At 74.9% G+C, this 18,423-nt stretch carries 18 protein-coding genes; 12 read left to right on the top strand and 6 right to left on the bottom strand.

All coding sequences use genetic code 11. The features are described from left to right. Nucleotides 1–64 precede the first annotated feature (64 nt). Together cobT and I4I81_RS13415 are read left to right on the top strand one after the other, a co-directional pair. On the top strand, nucleotides 65–1,078 hold the full coding sequence (cobT, locus tag I4I81_RS13410; protein WP_218603787.1) for a nicotinate-nucleotide--dimethylbenzimidazole phosphoribosyltransferase: 1,014 nt from the start codon (nucleotides 65–67) through the stop codon (nucleotides 1,076–1,078). Continuing rightward, complete coding sequence (locus tag I4I81_RS13415) at nucleotides 1,075–1,848, top strand: adenosylcobinamide-GDP ribazoletransferase (protein ID WP_218603786.1); 774 nt, start codon at nucleotides 1,075–1,077, stop codon at nucleotides 1,846–1,848. Before cobT ends, I4I81_RS13415 begins: the two co-directional genes overlap by 4 nt. A 14-nt stretch (nucleotides 1,849–1,862) precedes the next feature. On the opposite strand, the gene I4I81_RS13420 is transcribed toward I4I81_RS13415, so the two are convergent. From I4I81_RS13420 to I4I81_RS13430, 3 genes are read right to left on the bottom strand one after another with little or no spacing between them, the layout of a single operon-like run. Next, nucleotides 1,863–2,960 carry a branched-chain amino acid aminotransferase gene (locus I4I81_RS13420; protein WP_218603785.1) on the bottom strand — a complete coding sequence of 366 codons (1,098 nt, stop codon included), beginning with the start codon at nucleotides 2,958–2,960 and terminating at the stop codon, nucleotides 1,863–1,865. A gap of 20 nt (nucleotides 2,961–2,980) precedes the next feature. Beyond that, nucleotides 2,981–4,045: a glycine cleavage system aminomethyltransferase GcvT gene (gene gcvT, locus I4I81_RS13425; protein ID WP_218603784.1), complete on the bottom strand. Its 1,065-nt coding sequence runs from the start codon at nucleotides 4,043–4,045 to the stop codon at nucleotides 2,981–2,983. 10 nt (nucleotides 4,046–4,055) lie between these two features. Then, complete coding sequence (locus tag I4I81_RS13430) at nucleotides 4,056–5,315, bottom strand: APC family permease (RefSeq protein WP_218603783.1); 1,260 nt, start codon at nucleotides 5,313–5,315, stop codon at nucleotides 4,056–4,058. Between the two features lie 100 nt (nucleotides 5,316–5,415). Here I4I81_RS13430 and I4I81_RS13435 point away from each other — a divergent pair, with 100 nt between their 5' ends. Next, a complete protein-coding gene (locus I4I81_RS13435) occupies nucleotides 5,416–6,891 on the top strand; it encodes a leucyl aminopeptidase (protein WP_218603782.1) in 1,476 nt (491 codons plus the stop codon). Nucleotides 6,892–6,899: 8 nt separating this feature from the next. On the opposite strand, the gene I4I81_RS13440 is transcribed toward I4I81_RS13435, so the two are convergent. Continuing rightward, a complete protein-coding gene (locus I4I81_RS13440) occupies nucleotides 6,900–7,241 on the bottom strand; it encodes an oxidoreductase (RefSeq protein WP_218603781.1) in 342 nt (113 codons plus the stop codon). Nucleotides 7,242–7,353: 112 nt separating this feature from the next. On the opposite strand from I4I81_RS13440, the gene lpdA reads away from it, so the two are divergent. From lpdA to I4I81_RS13475, 7 genes are all read left to right on the top strand, one after another. Beyond that, nucleotides 7,354–8,772 (top strand): dihydrolipoyl dehydrogenase, encoded by a 1,419-nt coding sequence (gene lpdA, locus I4I81_RS13445; RefSeq protein WP_225924576.1) that lies wholly within the window; start codon nucleotides 7,354–7,356, stop codon nucleotides 8,770–8,772. 41 nt (nucleotides 8,773–8,813) lie between these two features. Further along, complete coding sequence (sucB, locus tag I4I81_RS13450) at nucleotides 8,814–10,628, top strand: 2-oxoglutarate dehydrogenase, E2 component, dihydrolipoamide succinyltransferase (RefSeq protein WP_218616066.1); 1,815 nt, start codon at nucleotides 8,814–8,816, stop codon at nucleotides 10,626–10,628. A gap of 68 nt (nucleotides 10,629–10,696) precedes the next feature. Further along, on the top strand, nucleotides 10,697–11,587 hold the full coding sequence (locus tag I4I81_RS13455) for a TIGR01777 family oxidoreductase (RefSeq protein ID WP_218606208.1): 891 nt from the start codon (nucleotides 10,697–10,699) through the stop codon (nucleotides 11,585–11,587). After that, nucleotides 11,584–12,807: an NAD(P)/FAD-dependent oxidoreductase gene (locus tag I4I81_RS13460; RefSeq protein WP_218616067.1), complete on the top strand. Its 1,224-nt coding sequence runs from the start codon at nucleotides 11,584–11,586 to the stop codon at nucleotides 12,805–12,807. The genes I4I81_RS13455 and I4I81_RS13460 overlap by 4 nt, the downstream gene beginning before the upstream one ends. A 56-nt stretch (nucleotides 12,808–12,863) precedes the next feature. Beyond that, nucleotides 12,864–13,604, top strand: a complete 741-nt coding sequence (gene lipB, locus I4I81_RS13465; protein WP_226363923.1) for a lipoyl(octanoyl) transferase LipB — start codon at nucleotides 12,864–12,866, stop codon at nucleotides 13,602–13,604. Between the two features lie 39 nt (nucleotides 13,605–13,643). Continuing rightward, entirely contained in the window at nucleotides 13,644–14,819 is a 1,176-nt protein-coding gene (locus I4I81_RS13470) for a serine hydrolase (protein WP_218616068.1), read from the top strand. Nucleotides 14,820–14,832: 13 nt separating this feature from the next. Then, nucleotides 14,833–15,291 (top strand): ArsR/SmtB family transcription factor, encoded by a 459-nt coding sequence (locus I4I81_RS13475; protein WP_218606291.1) that lies wholly within the window; start codon nucleotides 14,833–14,835, stop codon nucleotides 15,289–15,291. On the opposite strand, the gene I4I81_RS13480 is transcribed toward I4I81_RS13475, so the two are convergent. Together I4I81_RS13480 and I4I81_RS13485 are read right to left on the bottom strand one after the other, a co-directional pair. After that, nucleotides 15,288–15,482 (bottom strand): hypothetical protein, encoded by a 195-nt coding sequence (locus I4I81_RS13480; protein WP_218606292.1) that lies wholly within the window; start codon nucleotides 15,480–15,482, stop codon nucleotides 15,288–15,290. The genes I4I81_RS13475 and I4I81_RS13480 overlap by 4 nt on opposite strands. Next, nucleotides 15,483–16,415: an LLM class F420-dependent oxidoreductase gene (locus I4I81_RS13485; protein WP_218606293.1), complete on the bottom strand. Its 933-nt coding sequence runs from the start codon at nucleotides 16,413–16,415 to the stop codon at nucleotides 15,483–15,485. A gap of 17 nt (nucleotides 16,416–16,432) precedes the next feature. Between I4I81_RS13485 and I4I81_RS13490 the strand changes: the two genes are divergently transcribed. Further along, nucleotides 16,433–17,350 (top strand): oxidoreductase, encoded by a 918-nt coding sequence (locus I4I81_RS13490; RefSeq protein WP_218616069.1) that lies wholly within the window; start codon nucleotides 16,433–16,435, stop codon nucleotides 17,348–17,350. 9 nt (nucleotides 17,351–17,359) lie between these two features. Beyond that, nucleotides 17,360–18,364 carry a lipoyl synthase gene (gene lipA / locus I4I81_RS13495; RefSeq protein WP_218606216.1) on the top strand — a complete coding sequence of 335 codons (1,005 nt, stop codon included), beginning with the start codon at nucleotides 17,360–17,362 and terminating at the stop codon, nucleotides 18,362–18,364. Nucleotides 18,365–18,423 lie beyond the last annotated feature (59 nt).

Genomic DNA, 18,423 nt, shown 5'->3' on the forward strand with positions numbered 1-18,423 from the left:
CCCGGGTCGTCGCGATCACCGCCCCGCCCTGCGGTCCGTCGAGGGCGACCAGTAGGAAGTCTCCGTGGACATCCCCGCGATCACCCCGCCCGACGCCGAGTTCCACCGGGCCGCGGTCGCCCGGCACGCCGAGCTCGCCGTGCCGCTGGGCGGGCTGGGCCGCCTGGCCGAGCTGGGCTGCTGGCTCGCGGCCGCGCAGGGGGCGTGCCCGCCGCTGCCCCCGGCCCGCCCGCGGGTGGTCGTCGTGGCCGCCGACCACGGGATCGCCGCGGCCGGGGTCTCCCGCCACCCGGGCAGCGCCACGCTGGGCCAGGTGCAGTCGGTGCGTGAGCACACCGCGCCGGTCTCCGTGCTCGCGCCCGTGAGCGGGGCGTCGATCCGGGTCCTCGACGTCGGGCTCGACCACGACTCACCCGACCCGCACCACGTGCGCCGCGGCTCCGGGCGGATCGACCGCGAGGACGCGCTCACCGCCGAGGAGACCGAGCAGGCGTTCGCGGCCGGACGCGCCGTCGTCGACGAGGAGGTGGACGCCGGGGCCGACCTGCTCATCCCCGCCTCGCTCGGCGTGGGGGCCACCACGGCCGCGTCGACGCTGGTCAGCGCGCTGTCCGGGGCCGAGCCGGTGGCCGTCATCGGGCGGGGCAGCGGCATCGACGACCAGGGTTGGATGCGCAAGGCCGCCGCCGTCCGTGACGCCCTGCGCCGGGCCAAGCCGCACGTCCGCGACCCTCTCGCCCTGCTGCGCACCGCGGGCGGTACCGACCTCGCCGCGCTCACCGGGATCCTCGTGCAGGCCGCCGTCCGCCGGACGCCGGTGCTCGTCGACGGGCTGGTCGTCGGCGCGGCAGCGATGATCGCCGACGACCTGTCGCCCGGCGCCCGGGCCTGGTGGCTGGCCGCGCAGCGGTCCCCGGAACCCGCGATGGCGCTGGCCCTGACGCACCTGAGCCTGACGCCGGTGCTGGACCTCGACCTGCGCACCGGTGACGGCACCGGCGCGGTCGCCGTCCTCCCGCTGCTGCAGATGGCGGCGCGGGTGCTCGCCGAGACCGCCACCCTCGCCGACCTGGCGTGAGGGGGCTCGCCCTCGCGCTGAGCTGGTTGACGGTCCTGCCGGTCCGCACCGGTGCCCCCGACGCCCGCACCGCGGCGGGCGCGATCCGCTGGGCCCCCGTCGTCGGCGGGCTGCTCGGTGCGGCGGCGGGAGGGGTGCTGCTCGGGTCGACCGCGCTGGGCGTCCCGCCGCTGGTGGCGGGCCTGCTCGCCGTCGGTTTCCTCGGGCTCGCGACCCGCGGGATGCATCTGGACGGTCTGGCCGACACCGCCGACGGTCTCGGTTGCTACGGCCCGCCGGAACGCGCGCTCGCCGTGATGCGCGACGGCGGGGCGGGACCGTTCGGGGTGGTCGCGCTCATCGTCGCGCTCGGGGTGCAGGCGGCAGCGCTGGCCGCGCACCCGTGGCTCGACGCGGACCCGGCCGGCGGGCCGTGGCCCGCGCTCGGGGTGGTGGGGACCGTGGCACTGGCCGCCGCCGCGGGACGGGCCGGGTTCGGCTGGGTGTGCCGCCGCGGGGTCCCGGCCGCCCGCCCCGGCGGCCTGGGGGCGACGGTCGCCGGCTCGCAGCCCGTCTGGGTGCCGGGGCTGTGGTGGCTGGCCCTGGCCGGGGCCGGGTTCGCCCTCGCGGGCGTCCGCGGTGTGGTGGCGGTGGTGCTGGGTGCAGGGCTGGTCGCCCTGCTGTCCTGGCACACCGCCCGCCGCTTCGGCGGCATGACCGGCGACGTCCTCGGCGCGGCCACGGAACTGGCGACGACCGCGGCCCTGGTCGTGCTCGCCACCGCACCCTGACGGGGTCGTGCGTGTCAGCGCACCAGTGTGTGCATCCAGCTGTGCGTGTCGGGGGCCGTGCCGCGCTGGATCCTCGTGAGGAGGTCGCGCAGCTTCATCGTGATCGGGCCGGGCTCCCCGGCGCCCACCGTGACCTCGCCCTCGTTGTGCTTGACCTTCCCGACCGGCGTGATCACCGCGGCGGTGCCGCACGCGAAGACCTCAGTGATCGCCCCGGACGCGCAGCCCGTGAGCCACTCCTCGGCGGAGATCTTCCGCTCGGTGACCTCGCAGCCGAGCTCCTTGGCCAGCAGGAGCAGCGAGTCGCGGGTGATGCCGGGCAGGATCGAGCCGCTCAGCTCGGGCGTGACGACCTCGACGGAGTCGCCCGACCCGAGGACGTAGAACAGGTTCATCCCGCCCATCTCCTCGACCCACTTGTGCTCGGCGGCGTCGAGGTAGGCGACCTGCGCGCAGCCGTGCTCGGTGGCCTGGGCCTGCGGCAGCAGCGACGCGGCGTAGTTGCCGCCGCACTTCGCGGTGCCGGTGCCGCCCACCGCGGCGCGGGTGAAGTCGGTGCACAGCCACACGTCGACGGGCTGGACCCCGCCCGGGAAGTAGGCGCCGGCCGGCGAGGCGATGAGGCAGTAGAGGTACTCCGCGGACGGCCGTACGCCGAGCCCGACCTCGGTGGCGACCATGAACGGCCGCAGGTACACCGACTCCTCGCCGCCCGCGGGCGGCACCCACGCGCGGTCGGCGGTGAGCAGCTCGGTGAGCGAGGCGAGGAACAGCTCGTCGGGCAGCTCGGCCATCGCGAGGCGACCCGCGGACGCGCGGAAGCGGGCGGCGTTGGCGTCGGGCCGGAAGGAGGCGACGGAGCCGTCGGGCTGCTGGTAGGCCTTGAGCCCCTCGAAGATCTCCTGGCCGTAGTGCAGCACCATCGAGGCCGGGTCGAGCAGCAGCGGCCCGTAGGGCACGACCGAGGGGTTGTGCCAGCCCTGCTCGGCGGTCCACGGGATCGTCACCATGTGGTCGGTGAAGTGGCGTCCGAAACCGGGGTCGGCGAGGATCTCGGCACGCCGGTCCTCCGGCACCGGTGACGGGTGGGGGGTGCGGGAGAACTCGGTCATGGCCGTGACGGTAGCAAGAGTCAGCGCACGTGTGACGCGACGAACGGCGGCTTCACGACGACGCACTCCAGAGCCCGCCCGCGGACGTCGACGGAGACGGTGTCGTCGAGTCCCACGCCCGATGCGGAGTCGATCAGGGCGAGCGCGATCCCGCACTTCAGGGTGGGTGAGAACGTGCCCGAGGTGGTGCCGCCGACGCGGACCCCCCCGGCCAGGACGTCCATCCCGGCCCGTGGCACGCCGCGTCCGGTGGCCCGCAGGCCGCGCAGCCGCCGGACGGGTCCGGCCGCCTTCTCCGCGGCGAGCGCGTCCTTCCCGCGGAAGGACTCCTTCGCCCAGCCGACGGCCCAGCCGCTGCCCGCCTGCACCGGCGAGATGTCGACGGAGAGGTCCTGGCCGTGCAGCGGGTAGCCCATCTCGGTGCGCAGGGTGTCGCGCGCGCCGAGGCCCGCCGGGCGGGCACCGGCGGCGACCAGCCGGTCCCACACCGCGGCGGCCCCGTCGGCCGGGACGAGCAGCTCGTAGCCCCGCTCGCCGGTGTAGCCGGTGCGGCAGACCCGCATGCCGTCGACGTCGGCGAAGGCCATGTAGTCCAGCTCCGGCACCTCCGGCAGCACGTCGCCGACCCGCGGGCCCTGCGCGGCGAGCACCGCGAGGTCGCGGTGCCGGTCGGTGACCGTGACGCCCGCGGGGGCGTCGGCCCGCAGGATCTCCGCGACCGCGGCGGCGTTGGCGGCGTTCGGCACGGCCAGCACCTCGTCGGGCCCGACCAGGTAGACGATGACGTCGTCGACCACGCCGCCGTCCTCGGTGCAGCACAGCGTGTACTGGGCCTGACCGGGCGCGATCTTCCCCAGGTCGGCGGTGAACGTGCGGTTCACCAGGTCGGCCGCGCCGGGCCCGGCGATCGTCAGCTTGCCGAGGTGGCTGACGTCGAACACGCCGACGCCCTCGCGCACGGACGTGTGCTCGGCGACCGTGCCGTCGGGGTAGGACAGCGGCATCGACCACCCGCCGAACGCCCCGAGGGTGGCCCCGAGTGCGAGATGGCGGTCGTGCAGCGGGCTGGTGAGGAGATCGTCCACCCCCGGGACGCTACCGGGCGCGGTCGCCGCCCAGCATCGTGCAGAGGGTCCAGCCGATCACGAGTACGAGCACCGTGATCGCGACCTGGGGGAAGGGCAGCAGAGCGGCGAGGGCCAGGCACAGCACGAAGCCCGCCCAGGACGTCCACATCGGCCAGCGGCGCTCGGCGGGGGCCAGGCGCAGCGCCGCGAGGTTGATCACGGCGTAGTAGACGAGGACCGAGCAGGCCGACAGCGCGATCGCCGCGGCGGGGCCGGCGACCAGCGCGATGCCGATCGCGACGACGCCGCCCGCGACGTCGGCCCGCCACGGGGTGCCCGTGCGTCCGATGACGGCGAGCGCCCCGGGCAGCTCGGTGCGCCGCGCCATCGCCAGCGCGGTGCGGCTCACGCCGACGAGCACCGACAGCAGTGCGGAACCGGCCGCCACCGCGGCCCCGACGCGGACGAGCACGCCCAGTGACGGTGACGGCCCGGTGTCGACGAGCGTCACCAGCGGGGCGGTCTCGGTGGCGAGCCGGTCGATCCCGAGACCGACGACGAGCGCGATCCCGACCAGCAGGTACGTCACGAGCGCGATCGCGAGCGCCACCTCGATGGCGCGGCGCAGGGTGCGGGAGGGGTCGCGGACCTCCTCACCGAGCGTGGCGATGCGCGCGTAGCCGGCGAACGCGAAGAAGATCAGCCCGGCCGCGGTGAACGCGCCCAGCGGGCCCCCGGCCACGGGTTGGAGGATCTCCCCCGTCGGCACGGCCGCGGTGGGCACGTCGTCGCCCGCCCCGACCAGCCCGCTGACGACGACCAGCACGAGCACCGCGAGCGTGCCGCCGACCAGCGCGTACGCACCGCGGGCCGTCCAGCGGATCCCCGAGATGTTCAGCGCGGTGACCGCCACGATCACGACGACCGCGGCCGCCACCGGCTGCGACGGCAGCACGTAGCTCCCGAACACCCCTGCCGCCGCCGCGGCCGAGGAGGTCTTGCCCGCGAGGAACGCGACCCCGGCGAGCCGCCCGGCCCCCGGAGCGAGGCGCTCACGGCCGTAGACGTAGCCGCCGCCGCTCTCCGGGTGCGCGACGGCGAGGTCGGAGGTGGAGGCCGCGTTGCAGATCGCGACCACCGCGGCGATGACGACGGCGACCAGCAGCCACGGCCCCGCCGCGGCCGCCGCCGGGCCCCAGACGGCGAACACCCCCGTCCCGAGCATCGCCGCGAGACCGAGGACCACCGCATCCGGTGTCCCCAGCCGTCTCTGCACGCTCTCTGGCACCGCGACACCCTGTCATCCGCCCCTGCCGGTTCGGCGATCGCGGCGGTGTCATTAGCATCTCGAACCGGTCTCACCCGAGGAGTCCGTCGAGAGGAACACCGTGCCCACCGAACTGCAGCTCGGCAGCGGCGACCCCGCCACCGCCACCGTCGACGCCGTCGTCGTCGGCCTGTCCGCCTCCGAGGGGGACCTGGCCCTCGCGGACGGAGCCGTCGAGATCGACACCGCCTTCGACGGGGCACTCGCCGAACTGCTCGCGGTGGCGGGCGCGACCGGCAAGCTCGAGGAGGTCCTCCGCATCCCGACCCGCGGCGCGATCACCGCACCGCTGCTCGTGGCCGTCGGCCTCGGGAAGGGCGACCCCGGACCCGACGCCGTGCGCCGTGCCTCGGGGGCGGCGGCCCGTGCGCTCGCCGGCACCGGGCACGCGCTGTCGACGCTGGGCCGCATCGACCTCACCGCGGCCGCCGAGGGCACGCTGCTCGGCGCGTACGCGTTCACCGAGTTCCGCAGCGACGCCGGCGGCAAGGAACCGGTCGGGCGGGTCGACCTGCTCTCGGCCGACGCCGACGCGGCCGACGCCCTGCGCGTCGCCACCGCGGTGGCGACCGCCGTCACCACCGCCCGCGACCTGGTGAACACCCCGCCCAACGCCCTGTACCCGGAGTCGTTCGCTGCCCGGGCGCGGGAGCTGGCGGAGGCCGCGGGCGTCGAGGTCGAGGTGCTCGACGACGTCGCGCTCGTCGAGGGCGGGTTCGGCGGGGTCTCCGGCGTCGGACAGGGGTCCGCGCGCAAGCCTCGGCTCGTCCGGCTGAGCTGGGCCGGCGGCGCGTCCCCGCGGAAGAAGGTCGCGCTCGTCGGCAAGGGCATCACGTTCGACACCGGCGGCATCTCGATCAAGCCTGCCGCGAGCATGGACCAGATGACCTCGGACATGAGCGGGGCCGCCGCCGTCATCGCGACGACGGTGCTCGCCGCACGGCTCGGGCTGCCGGTCGCCGTCACCGCGACCGTCCCGATGGCGGAGAACATGCCGTCGGACAACGCGTACCGGCCCGGTGACGTGCTGACCATGTACGGCGGGAAGACCGTCGAGGTGCTCAACACCGACGCCGAGGGACGCCTGATCCTCGCCGACGCGATCGTCCGCGCCGCCGAGGACGAACCCGACTACCTGATCGAGACCTCCACCCTGACCGGCGCGCAGATGGTGGCGCTCGGCACGCGCACCGCGGGCGTCATGGGCACCGAGGAGCTGCGCGACCGCATCGCCGCCCACGCGCAGGCCACCGGCGAGGGCGGGTGGGCCATGCCGCTGCCCGAGCACCTGCGCGCCGACCTCGACTCCCGCGTCGCCGACCTCGCCAACGTCTCGGGCACCCGCTGGGGCGGCATGCTCGTGGCCGGGGTGTTCCTGTCGGAGTTCGTGCCCGACGGCGTGCCGTGGGCCCACATCGACATCGCCGGCCCGAGCTTCCACACCGGCGGCCCGTACGGCTACACCGCCAAGGGCGGCACCGGCGTGCCGGTCCGCACGCTGTGGGCCCTGCTCACCGACATCGCCGAGAACGGCTGACCGCCGGGTCAGAGCCGGTCTCGGCGGGCGCGTTCCCCGCGGATCCTCTCGCGGGCGTCGTGGTCGCGCATGCGCTGCGGGTAGCCCATCAGCTGCGTGTCGTAGACCGGCATCCTCAGCGACTTCCCGAGCTTGCGGGCCGCGTCGGGGCCGGTGACACGGCGGCGCGTCCACGCCCCGTCCTTGTCGACGAGCAGCATCGTGGTCTCGGTGACCGCGGTGCGCGGCTCGACGAACCCCTCCACGCCCTCGTGCGCGGCGAACCACTCCCGCAGGTGCGCCTCGTCCTCGCGGCCCCCGGTGCGCGTGGTACCCGCGCGCCGCCCCCGCAACCTGTCCAGCAGACCCATCACCGACCACCTCCCGTGATTCCCAACGCTCGGGGACCCGGATCGTCTCCCGACCCGACCAGGGCTCACGCGACGGCGCGCCGGATGACAGGATGGCCGCAGGCGGCGTGACATGCCGCGACGGCTGACCTCGATAGGGAGTTCTCACGTGCCCGAGCACAACGCGGACCTGGTGATCCTCGGCGGCGGGTCGGGTGGCTACGCCTGCGCGCTGCGCGCTGCGGAGCTGGGGATGTCGGTCGTGCTGATCGAGAAGGACAAGCTCGGCGGCACCTGCCTGCACTACGGCTGCATCCCGACCAAGGCCCTGCTGCACGCGGCCGAGGTGGCCGACTCCGCCCGCGAGGGCGAGCGCATCGGCGTGCGGAGCACGTTCGACGGGATCGACATGGCGGGCGTCAACTCCTACAAGGACGGCGTGATCGCCAAGCTCTACAAGGGACTGCAGGGGCTGGTGAAGTCCCGCAAGATCACCCTGGTCGACGGCACGGGCCGCTTCGAGGGCCCGAACGCCGTCGTCGTGGGTGACGACCGCTACGTCGGGAAGAAGGTGGTGCTCGCCACCGGCAGCTACGCGAAGTCGCTGCCCGGTCTCGACATCGGCGGCCGCATCGTCACCTCCTACGAGGCGATCCACCTCGACGAGGCCCCCAAGCGGGTCGTGGTGCTCGGCGGCGGCGTCATCGGTGTCGAGTTCGCGAGCGTCTTCAAGAGCTTCGGCGCGGACGTCACGATCGTCGAGGCGCTGCCGCACCTGGTGCCCAACGAGGACGAGTTCGCGTCCAAGGCCCTGGAGCGCGCGTTCCGCAAGCGCAAGATCACCTTCAAGACCGGCGTGAAGTTCACCGGGGCGAAGCAGACCGACGACGCCGTCACGGTGTCGCTGGAGTCGGGCGAGGAGATCGAGGCCGACCTGCTGCTCGTCGCCATCGGCCGCGGCCCGAACACCGCCAACGCCGGTTACGAGGAGGCGGGCGTCACGATGGAGCGCGGCTTCGTCCTCACCGACGAGCGGCTGCGCACCAACCTCGAGAACGTCTACGCGCTCGGTGACATCGTCCCCGGCCTGCAGCTCGCGCACCGCGGCTTCGCGCAGGGCATCTTCCTCGCCGAGGACCTGGCCGGGCTCAACCCGCCGGTCATCGACGAGGCCGGCATCCCGCGCGTCACCTACTGCGAGCCCGAGGTCGCCTCCGTCGGCCTCACCGAGGCGCAGGCCAAGGAGCGCTACGGCGAGATCGAGACGCTCACCTACGACCTGGCCGGCAACGGCAAGTCGCAGATCCTGCAGACGCAGGGCGCGATCAAGCTGGTCAAGACCGGCGCGAAGGGCACCGAGGGCCCGGTCGTCGGCATCCACATGGTCGGCGCCCGCGTCGGCGAGCTCATCGGCGAGGCCCAGCTGGTCTACAACTGGGACGCCCAGGCCGAGGATGTCGCCGCCCTGATCCACGCCCACCCCACCCAGAACGAGGCGTTCGGCGAGGCGTTCCTGGCGCTGGCCGGCAAGCCCCTGCACAGCCACTCCTGATCGCTCCCCCGAACCGCGTAGAAGAAGGAGCCCCGAGAGCCATGGCGTTCTCCGTCCAGATGCCCGCGCTCGGTGAGAGCGTCACCGAGGGCACCGTCACCCGCTGGCTCAAGCAGGAGGGTGACCGGGTCGAGGTCGACGAGCCGTTGCTCGAGGTCTCCACCGACAAGGTCGACACCGAGATCCCCTCCCCCGCCGCCGGTGTGCTGCAGCGCATCGTCGCCGGTGAGGACGAGACCGTCGAGGTCGGCGGCGAGCTCGCCGTGATCGGCGACGGCGAGGAGTCCGGCGGCGGTGACTCCGGTGGCGGCGACGCCTCCGCGGAGCCCGCCGCCCAGGAGGAGCCCGAGCCGGAGGAGGCCCCGGCCGAGGAGCCCTCCACCGAGCAGGAGGAGCCGGCGGAGGCCCCGAAGGCCGCCACCGCCTCGTCGGGATCGGGGAGCTCCGGCACCGCGATCACCATGCCCGAGCTGGGCGAGAGCGTCACCGAGGGCACCGTGACGCGCTGGCTCAAGGAGGTCGGCGACGAGGTCGCGGTCGACGAGCCGCTGCTCGAGGTCTCCACCGACAAGGTCGACACCGAGATCCCGTCCCCCGTCGCCGGCACGCTGCTGGAGATCACCGCGGGCGAGGACGCGACCGTCGAGGTCGGCGGCCAGCTCGCCGTCATCGGTGACGGATCGGCCGCCCCGGCGACGGCGGAGGAGAAGCCGGCCCCGGAGCCGGAGAAGGAGCCGGAGCCGAAGAAGGAGCCGGAGCCCGCCCCGAAGGCCGAGGAGAAGGCCCCCGCGGAGGCCCCGAAGGCGCAGGAGAAGGCCGAGCGCGAGGACGTCGTCGCCGAGCAGCCGTCGCGGCCCGAGTCCAACGGTTCCTCCGGCGGCTCCTCCGGTGCCGCGGACGCCCCCACCGGCGCCCCGTACGTCACCCCGCTGGTCCGCAAGCTGGCCACCGAGCACGGCGTCGACCTGTCCACGATCACCGGGTCGGGCGTCGGCGGGCGCATCCGCAAGCAGGACGTGCTCGCCGCGGCGGAGGCCGCAGCCCCCGAGCCCACCCCGGAGCCCGCAGCGGCCCCGGCCGCGTCGGCCCCGGCCGCCCCGCAGGCGGTCGCGAAGCCGGCGAAGGGCGCCCCGGAGCCGGGCACCACGGTGAAGCTGCCGCGCCTGCGCCAGGTGATCGCGCAGCGGATGACCGAGTCGCTGCAGATCTCCGCGCAGCTCACGACCGTCCAGCAGGTGGACATGACGCGCATCGCGAAGCTGCGGACGCGCGCGAAGGCGGAGTTCGAGCGCCGCGAGGGCGTCAAGCTCACCTTCCTGCCGTTCTTCGCGAAGGCGGTCGTCGAGGCGCTCAAGGCGTTCCCGCAGGTCAACGCGTCGATCAACGACGAGACCAAGGAGGTGACGTACCACGCCAACGTCCACCTCGCGGTCGCGGTCGACACCCCCCGCGGCCTCCTCGTCCCGGTCATCAAGAACGCCGAGGACCTCAACATCGCCGGGATCGCCCGCAAGATCGCCGACGTCGCGGCCCGCACCCGCGACAGCAAGATCGGCCCCGACGAGCTGTCCGGCGGCACGTTCACCATCACCAACATCGGCAGTGCCGGTGCGCTGTTCGACACACCGATCATCAACCAGCCCCAGGTCGCCATCCTGGGCACGGGCGTGATCACCAAACAGCCGATGGTGATCACCGGCGCCGACGGCGACGACGTCATCGCCGTCCGTTCGGTCTGCTACCTGCCGCTGACCTACGACCACCGCCTGGTCGACGGCGCCGACGCCGGCCGGTTCGTCTCGGCGATCAAGGCCCGGCTCGAGGAAGGCGCGTTCGAGGCCGATCTGGGCCTGTAGACCCCGCTGCACGGAAGGCGCGCGACCCCGGGTCGCGCGCCTTCCGTCGTTCCGCGAGTATTCACCGCGTGCGCGTCCTCATCGCCGGTTCGTCCGGTCTGATCGGAACAGCCCTGGTCTCCCACCTGCGGGAGGCCGAACACGACGTCCTGCGGCTCGTCCGCCGGACGCCGGCCGCCCCCGACGAGCGGGGCTGGGACCCACCCGCCGGGCATGTCGACGCAGGCACCTTCGACGGCGTCGACGCGGTGATCAACCTGGGTGGCGTCGGCATCGCCGACCGCCCCTGGACGGGCGCGCGCAAGCAGGAGGTGCGCGACAGCCGGCTGGTGCCCACCGAGGTGCTGGCCGCCGCCGTCGCCGAGCACGGGGTGCCCGCGTTCCTGTCCGGGTCGGCCACCGGCTTCTACGGCGACACCGCGGGCCGGGCCGTCGACGAGACCGCACCGCACGGCGCCGGGTTCCTCGCCGAGGTGTGCGCCGAGTGGGAGGCCGCCACGGCGAAGGCGCAGGAAGCCGGGGCCCGCGTGGTGCTGCTGCGCACCGGTCTCGTGCTCTCTCCCGCCGGTGGGCTGCTGGGCACGCTGCGCCCGCTGTTCAAGGCGTTCCTGGGCGGGCGGCTCGGCTCGGGCCGCCAGTACATGCCCTGGATCTCCCTCGACGACGAGGTGGGCGGCATCCGGTTCGCACTGGAGACGCCGGCGGTCACCGGCCCGGTCAACCTCGCGGGCCCGACGCCCGCCACCAACGCCGAGTTCACGAAGGCGCTCGCCGCCGCGGTCGGCCGTCCCACGTCGATCCCGGTGCCGGCCGTCGTGATCAAGACGGTGATGGGCTCGATGGGCGAGGAGATGCTGCTCTACGGGCAGCGCGTCGTACCCGCGCAGCTGCAGGCCCACGGCTACCAGTTCCGTCACCAGGCGATCGGCGAGGCGCTCTCCGCCGCCGTCGGCTCGTGAACCCCGACGTCCTCGTCGTCGGTGCCGGGCTCGCCGGGCTGCGCGCCGCGCAGGTGCTCACGCGCCGCGGGCTCGACGTGCGGGTCCTCGACGCGGCCGACCGGCCCGGTGGGCGGATGGCCACCGACGTCGTCGACGGGTTCCGCTGCGACCGGGGCTTCCAGGTCCTCAACACCTCCTACCCCGCGCTGCGGGCCGCGGCGAACCTCCCCGCCCTCGACCTGCGCGCGTTCGAGCCCGGTGCGGCGATCCGCGGCGCCGGTGGCCGGCTGCACCGCTTCACCAACCCGGCGCGGCGCCCGTCGCAGGCGGTCGCGACGGCCGTCGACGGGCTGTTCGGCGTCGCCGACAAGGCGAAGCTGGTCGCGTGGACGGCCCGCGTGCTGGCCTCCCCGCCGTCGCGCACGGCCGGGATGATCGACCGGTCGGCCGCGCAGGACCTCGCCGCCGCCGGGCTGGACGGGCCGGTCGTCGAGCGGTTCCTGCGCCCGTTCCTCTCGGGCGTGCTCGGGGAGTCGGCACTGGAGACGTCGGCGGGCTACGTGCGGCTGGTGTGGCGCAGCTTCGCGCTCGGCACGGTCGCGGTGCCCGCCGACGGCATGGGTGCGCTGCCCGCCCAGCTCGCCGCGGGCCTGCCCGACGGCGTGCTCCGGCTCGGGCGGCGCGTCACGACCGTGCGGCCCGGGGTCGTGCACACCGCCGACGGCGAGCTGACGGCGCGGGCGGTGCTCGTCGCGACCGACCCGGTCACCGCGGGCACCCTGCTCCCCGGCCTCGACGTCGCGCCGATGCACGCGCTCACCACCTACTACCACGTCACCGACACCCCGCCCGCCGAGCTGCCGGTCCTGCACCTCGACGCCACGCGCGGCCCCGTCGCCAACACCGTGGTGCTCACCCGCGCCGCCCCCGACTACTCCCCCGACGGCCGGTCGCTGATCTCCTCGACGGTGCTCGGCGCCCCGCTGCCGGAGCCGGAGGTCCGCCGCGAGCTGGCCCGGATCTACGGCCGCCCGGCCGGCGACTGGGAGCACCTGCACACCGCGGAGGTCCGCGCCGCCCTCCCCGCGTTCCGCCCTGCCCACCCGGTGCGGCGCGACGTCGCGCTCGGCGACGGCCTGTTCGTGGCGGGCGACCACCGCGACACCCCGTCGACGCAGGGTGCGCTGGTCAGCGGGCGGCGCGCGGCGCAGGCGGTGCTGGCGCACCTGGGGGTCTGACCGGGCGTCGCGGGCAGGACGGGGACGTCCACCCGCGCCCGGCGTACCGTGCAGGCGTGATCCACCGCATCAGCTGCCGGCGCAGCACCGACCCCGTCCGCGTCGACCGGCTCGGCCTGGTCGACTACCTCGCCGCATGGGACGTGCAGCGGGCCAACGCGGCCGCCCGGCGCGAGGGCGGCGACGACGTGCTCATGCTGCTCGAGCACCACTCGGTCTACACCGCGGGCAAGCGCACGCAGCCCCAGGACCGGCCCGTCGACGGCACCCCGGTCGTCGACGTCGACCGCGGCGGGCGCATCACCTGGCACGGCCCGGGCCAGCTCGTCGGCTACCCGATCACGGGGCTGGCCGAGCCGCTCGACGTCGTCGACTTCGTCCGCAGGCTGGAGGAGGCCCTGATCCACGTCGTGCACGGGCTCGGGGTCACCGCGGCCGGGCGGATCGACGGGCGCAGCGGCGTCTGGCTGCCGGCCGACGACCGGCGACCGGAGCGCAAGGTCGCGGCGATCGGGGTGCGCGTGCAGGGCGGCGTCACGCTGCACGGGTTCTCGCTCAACTGCAACCCCGACCTCACCGCGTTCGACCGCATCGTCCCCTGCGGCATCACCGACGCCGGCGTGAGCTCGCTGTCCGGCGAGCTGGGCCGCCCGGTGCGCGTCGACGACGTGATCGACGACGTGACCGCCGCCGTCCTCGACGCCCTCGACGGGCGGCTGGCCGTCACCGAGCACGCGGTGGCGCGGGCCGCCGCACCGGCCGGTCTCGACCTGAGGCTGCACCCCTCCCTGCAGTAGCCCTACACTCCTCCGTAATTCCGGAACTACGGAGGAACGATGACGCTGACCCGACGCCGCCTCCTCGGCGGCACCGCCCTGCTCGCCGTGGCCGCCGCCTGCGGCTCCCCCGCGCCCGCCCCGGCCCCCGCACCCGCGGCCGGGCCGATCGACGGGCCCGATGCGCTGGTCGACTGGATCGCCGCGCACCCGGAGCACGCCTCGGTCCTCGCCGACGACGGCCGCGGCGTCGCCTTCGCCCACCTCGCCGACCGGCCGCGGCCGATCGCGTCGTCGGTGAAGGTGGCGCACCTCGTCGCCTACGCGCAGGCCGTCGAGGCGGGCCGGATCGACCCGGCGGGCCCGGTCGCCGTCGCCGACTGGGAGCGCTGGTACCTCCCCGGTTCCGACGGCGACGCCCACCCGCAGGCACTCGCGGCCCTCGGCGCCCCCGTCACCGTCACCTGGGACGACGTCGTCGCCTCGATGATCGACTACAGCGACAACGCGGCGGCCGACCTCGTCCTCGCCACGCTCGGCGCGGACGCGCTGACCGCTGCGGCGCAGGCGGGCGGCTGGGACGGGCTCGACGTGCCGCACATCGTCGGGGAGGGCCTGTGGGTGCTGCAGCCCGACCCGGCCGCCGACCGCCGCAGCCGCGCGGCGGAGCTGGGGCGGGCCTACGCCGACGGGGACCCGGCCGCCCGCGCACTGGGCGCGGTCTACGGCGGCGGCCCGCTGCCCGGAGGTGGGGGCCCGCTGCCCGGAGGTGGGGGCCCGCTGCCCGGAGGTGGGGGCCCGCTGCCCGGAGGTGGGGGCGCGGTGGCCGCACCGGTGCCCGAGGACACCTGGAACGCGGTCGTCGGGCTCTGGGACGGCGCCTGGGCCGGCTCCGCGACGCAGCTCGCGGCGCTGCACCGCGCCGTCGCCACCGACGCGCTGGGCCCGGTGGCGTCCGGCATCGCCCGCGGGCACCTGGAGCGGGCCGTCGCCGACCGCCTCCCGCCCGGGGTGCTCGGGCTCGGCCAGAAGGGCGGTGGCCTGCCCGGCATCCTCAGCCACGCCGCCACGATCCGCCGCGACGACGGCACCGTCGGGGTGTCGGTGCTGACCCTGTCCGGGCTGCCGCAGCAGGCCTACCAGGAGATCAACGCCTCCGGTGCGCTGCTGCTGGGCCAGCAGGTGCTCGTCGACGACGCGCTGCGGGACCGGCTGGCAGCGGCGCTGCCGCAGTGACCATCCTGAGCGGGTGACCGACACAGAAGCCCGCCTCGCCGACCTCGAGCGGCGCGTCGCGGCGCTGGAGGGCGGGGGCGCTCCGGAGCCCGGCGACACCTCCGGGACGGTGCGCTACTCCGGCGAGGTCCACCTGCACGGCGACGTCTCGTGGACGATCGAGTACGACGTCGGCAGCGCGCTGCGCCTCGGCGACGAACCGCGCCTGGCCGTGCTCGCCGCGCTCGGCCACCCCGCCCGCGCCGGGATCGTCCGGGCGCTGCTGGCCGGCGGCCCGTGCGGCACGGCCGACCTGCAGGAGGCGGCCGGCCTGGCATCGACGGGGCAGCTCTACCACCACCTGCGCTCGCTGACGCACTGCGGACTCGTCGAGCAGGACGGCCGCGGCTCCTACCGGGTGGCGCCTCGGGTCGTCGTGCCCGCGCTCGTGCTGCTCACGGCCGCGGCCGACATCGCCGGGCAGCTCCGCTAGCCCTCGCGCTGCCCCGTGCGGGGCCGGGCCGACACCAGGACCGCCGCCACCGCGACCCCGACGCCCACCACCACGATCGCCAGGACCGCCGGCCCGGGCAGCTGGAGCGCCCCGACCACCGTGGTGAGCACCAGTGCGGTGACCGCCGCGGCGGCGGTGGCGCGGATCAGGGTCGGGTTCCAGCGCAGCACCTACAGCCGCCCGATGACGTCGGAGGCGATGAGGTCGATCTGGTCGAGGTCGGCCAGGTCCATGACCTGCAGGTACAGCCGGGTGACACCGGCCTTCTCCCGCCAGGTGCCGATGCGGTCGACGACCTCCGCGGGCGAGCCGGCGAGCCCGTTGGCGCGCAGCTCGTCGACCTCGCGGCCCAGGGTGAGCGCGCGGCGGGCGACCTCGGCGTCGTCGCGGCCGACGCACACGATCTGCGCGACGGAGCGCACGAGCTCCGCGGGGTCGCGGTCGACCGCGCGGCACGCGGCGTCGACGCGCTCGAACTGCCCCGCCGCGGTGTCGACGTCGGAGAAGGGCACGTTGAACTCGCTCGCGTACCGCGCGGCCAGCTCGGGCGTGCGCTTCTTCCCTCGGCCCCCGATCACGATCGGTGGGCGCGGCTGCTGCACCGGCTTGGGCAGGGCCGGGGAGTCGGTGACGGTGTAGTGCGCGCCGTCGAAGGAGTAGCGCTCGCCCGACGGCGTGCCCCACAGCCCGGTGATGATCTCCAGCTGCTCGGCGAGACGGTCGAACCGCTCCCCCAGCGCCGGGAACGGGATGCCGTAGGCGGCGTGCTCGGCGTCGAACCAGCCGGAGCCCAGGCCGAGCTCGACGCGGCCGCGCGACATCCGGTCGACCTGCGCGACGGACACCGCGAGCGGGCCGGGCAGCCGGAACGTCGCGGACGACACGAGTGTGCCGAGCCGGATGCGGGACGTCTCGCGGGATAGCCCGGCCAGCGTCAGCCAGGCGTCGGTCGGCCCGGGTTCGCCGGAGGCCTCGCCCATCGCGAGGTAGTGGTCGGAGCGGAAGAAGGCGTCGTAGCCCGCGGCCTCGGCGGCCTGGGCGACCCGGAGCAGATCGTCGTAGTCGGCGCCCTGCTGGGGCTCGGTGAAGATCCGGAAGTCCACTCGTCGAGGATAGGGACATGGGCTGGACGACGTCGGGCGTACCGGACCAGACCGGGCGCACCGTGCTGGTGACCGGAGCCACGTCCGGGCTCGGGCTCGCCTCCGCGGTCGCCCTGGGCCGGGCGGGGGCGCGGGTGCTGCTGGGTGCCCGCGACGCCGGGCGCGGCCGCGACGCGCTCGCCCAGGTGCCGGGCGGTGAGCTGGTGACCCTCGACCTCGCCGACCTCGACTCGGTGCGCCGCGCCGCCGCCGACGTGCGCGAACGCACCGGCGGCGCGCTGCACGTGCTCATGAACAACGCCGGCGTGATGGGCACACCGCCGGGGTTCACCGTCGACGGGTTCGAGACCCAGATCGGCACCAACCACCTCGGCCACGCGGCATTGACCTGGCTGTTGATGCCGGCGCTGCGCGGGGCGGGCGGGGCGCGGGTGGTGACGCTGTCGAGCATCGCGCACCGCGGGCCCGGTCTCGACGTCGACGACCTGCACTTCGCCCGTCGCTCCTACACGGGGTCGCAGGCCTACAGCCAGAGCAAGCTCGCGAACCTGCTGTTCGCCACCGAGCTCGACCGGCGGCTGCGCCGCTCCGGCGACGACGTGATCTCCGTCGCCGCCCACCCCGGCCTGACCGACACCGCCCTGCTGTCGTCGTCGGTCCGGGCCCGCAGCGGCGCACGGCTGGTGCTGCCGCTGGCGCGGCTCGTCAACCTCCTCACCACGCAGCGGGTGGAGCGCGGGATGCTGCCGCAGCTGTTCGCGGCGACGTCGCCGCAGGTCAGCGGCGGCGACTACGTCGGACCGGGCGGTCTCGGCGAGACGCGCGGGCTCCCCGCCCCGGCCCGGCGCTCCGCGCGGGCGCGCGACGCCGACCTCGCCGCGCGGTTGTGGGACGTCACCGCCGCCGAGACGGGCGTGGATCCCGACCCGGCGTAGCCTGAGGGCGTGACGATCGCACCCGAAGGTCGCAAGCTCCTGCGCCTGGAGGTCCGCAACAGCGAGACCCCCATCGAGCGCAAGCCCGCCTGGATCCGGACGAAGGCGAAGACCGGCCCGCAGTACACCGAGCTCAAGGCCCTGGTGCGCTCCGGTGGCCTGCACACCGTGTGCGAGGAGGCCGGCTGCCCCAACATCTACGAGTGCTGGGAGGACCGCGAGGCCACCTTCCTCATCGGCGGCGAGCAGTGCACCCGGCGCTGCGACTTCTGCCAGATCGACACCGGCCGCCCCGCCGACCTCGACCGCGACGAGCCCCGCCGCGTCGCGGAGTCCGTGCAGCAGATGGGCCTGCGGTACTCCACCGTCACCGGTGTCGCCCGCGACGACCAGCCCGACGGCGGGGCCTGGCTCTACGCCGAGACCGTCCGGTTGATCCACGAGCTGAACCCCGGCACCGGCGTCGAGCTGCTGATCCCGGACTTCAACTCGATCGACGCCCAGCTGGACGAGGTCTTCCAGACCCGTCCCGAGGTGCTCGCGCACAACCTGGAGACGGTGCCGCGGATCTTCAAGCGGATCCGCCCGGCGTTCCGCTACGACCGCTCGCTGGAGGTCATCACCAAGGCCCGCGCGGCGGGGCTGGTGACGAAGTCGAACCTGATCCTGGGCATGGGCGAGACCCCCGAGGAGGTCGTGTCCGCGTTGCGTGACCTGCACGACGCGGGCTGCGAGATCATCACGATCACCCAGTACCTGCGCCCCTCGACCCGGCACCACCCGGTGGAGCGGTGGGTCAAGCCCGAGGAGTTCGTCGAGCACTCGCAGGCCGCGCAGGAGATGGGCTTCGCCGGGGTCATGGCCGGTCCGCTGGTGCGCTCGTCCTACCGGGCGGGGCGGCTCTACGCCCAGACCGTGCGGCACCGCGGCGAGGAGCTCAGCCCCGCACTGGCCCACCTGGAGTCCGAGGGGGCGGCGGCGCAGGAGGCCAGCAGCCTGCTCGCCCGCCGCTAGGCCGCGCCGCCCGTTGCAGCAAGGCCACCTTCCCGCCGTCTCGTGGCGGCAAGGTGGCC

The sequence above is a fragment of the Pseudonocardia abyssalis genome, assembly GCF_019263705.2.
GTDB lineage: Bacteria > Actinomycetota > Actinomycetes > Mycobacteriales > Pseudonocardiaceae > Pseudonocardia > Pseudonocardia abyssalis.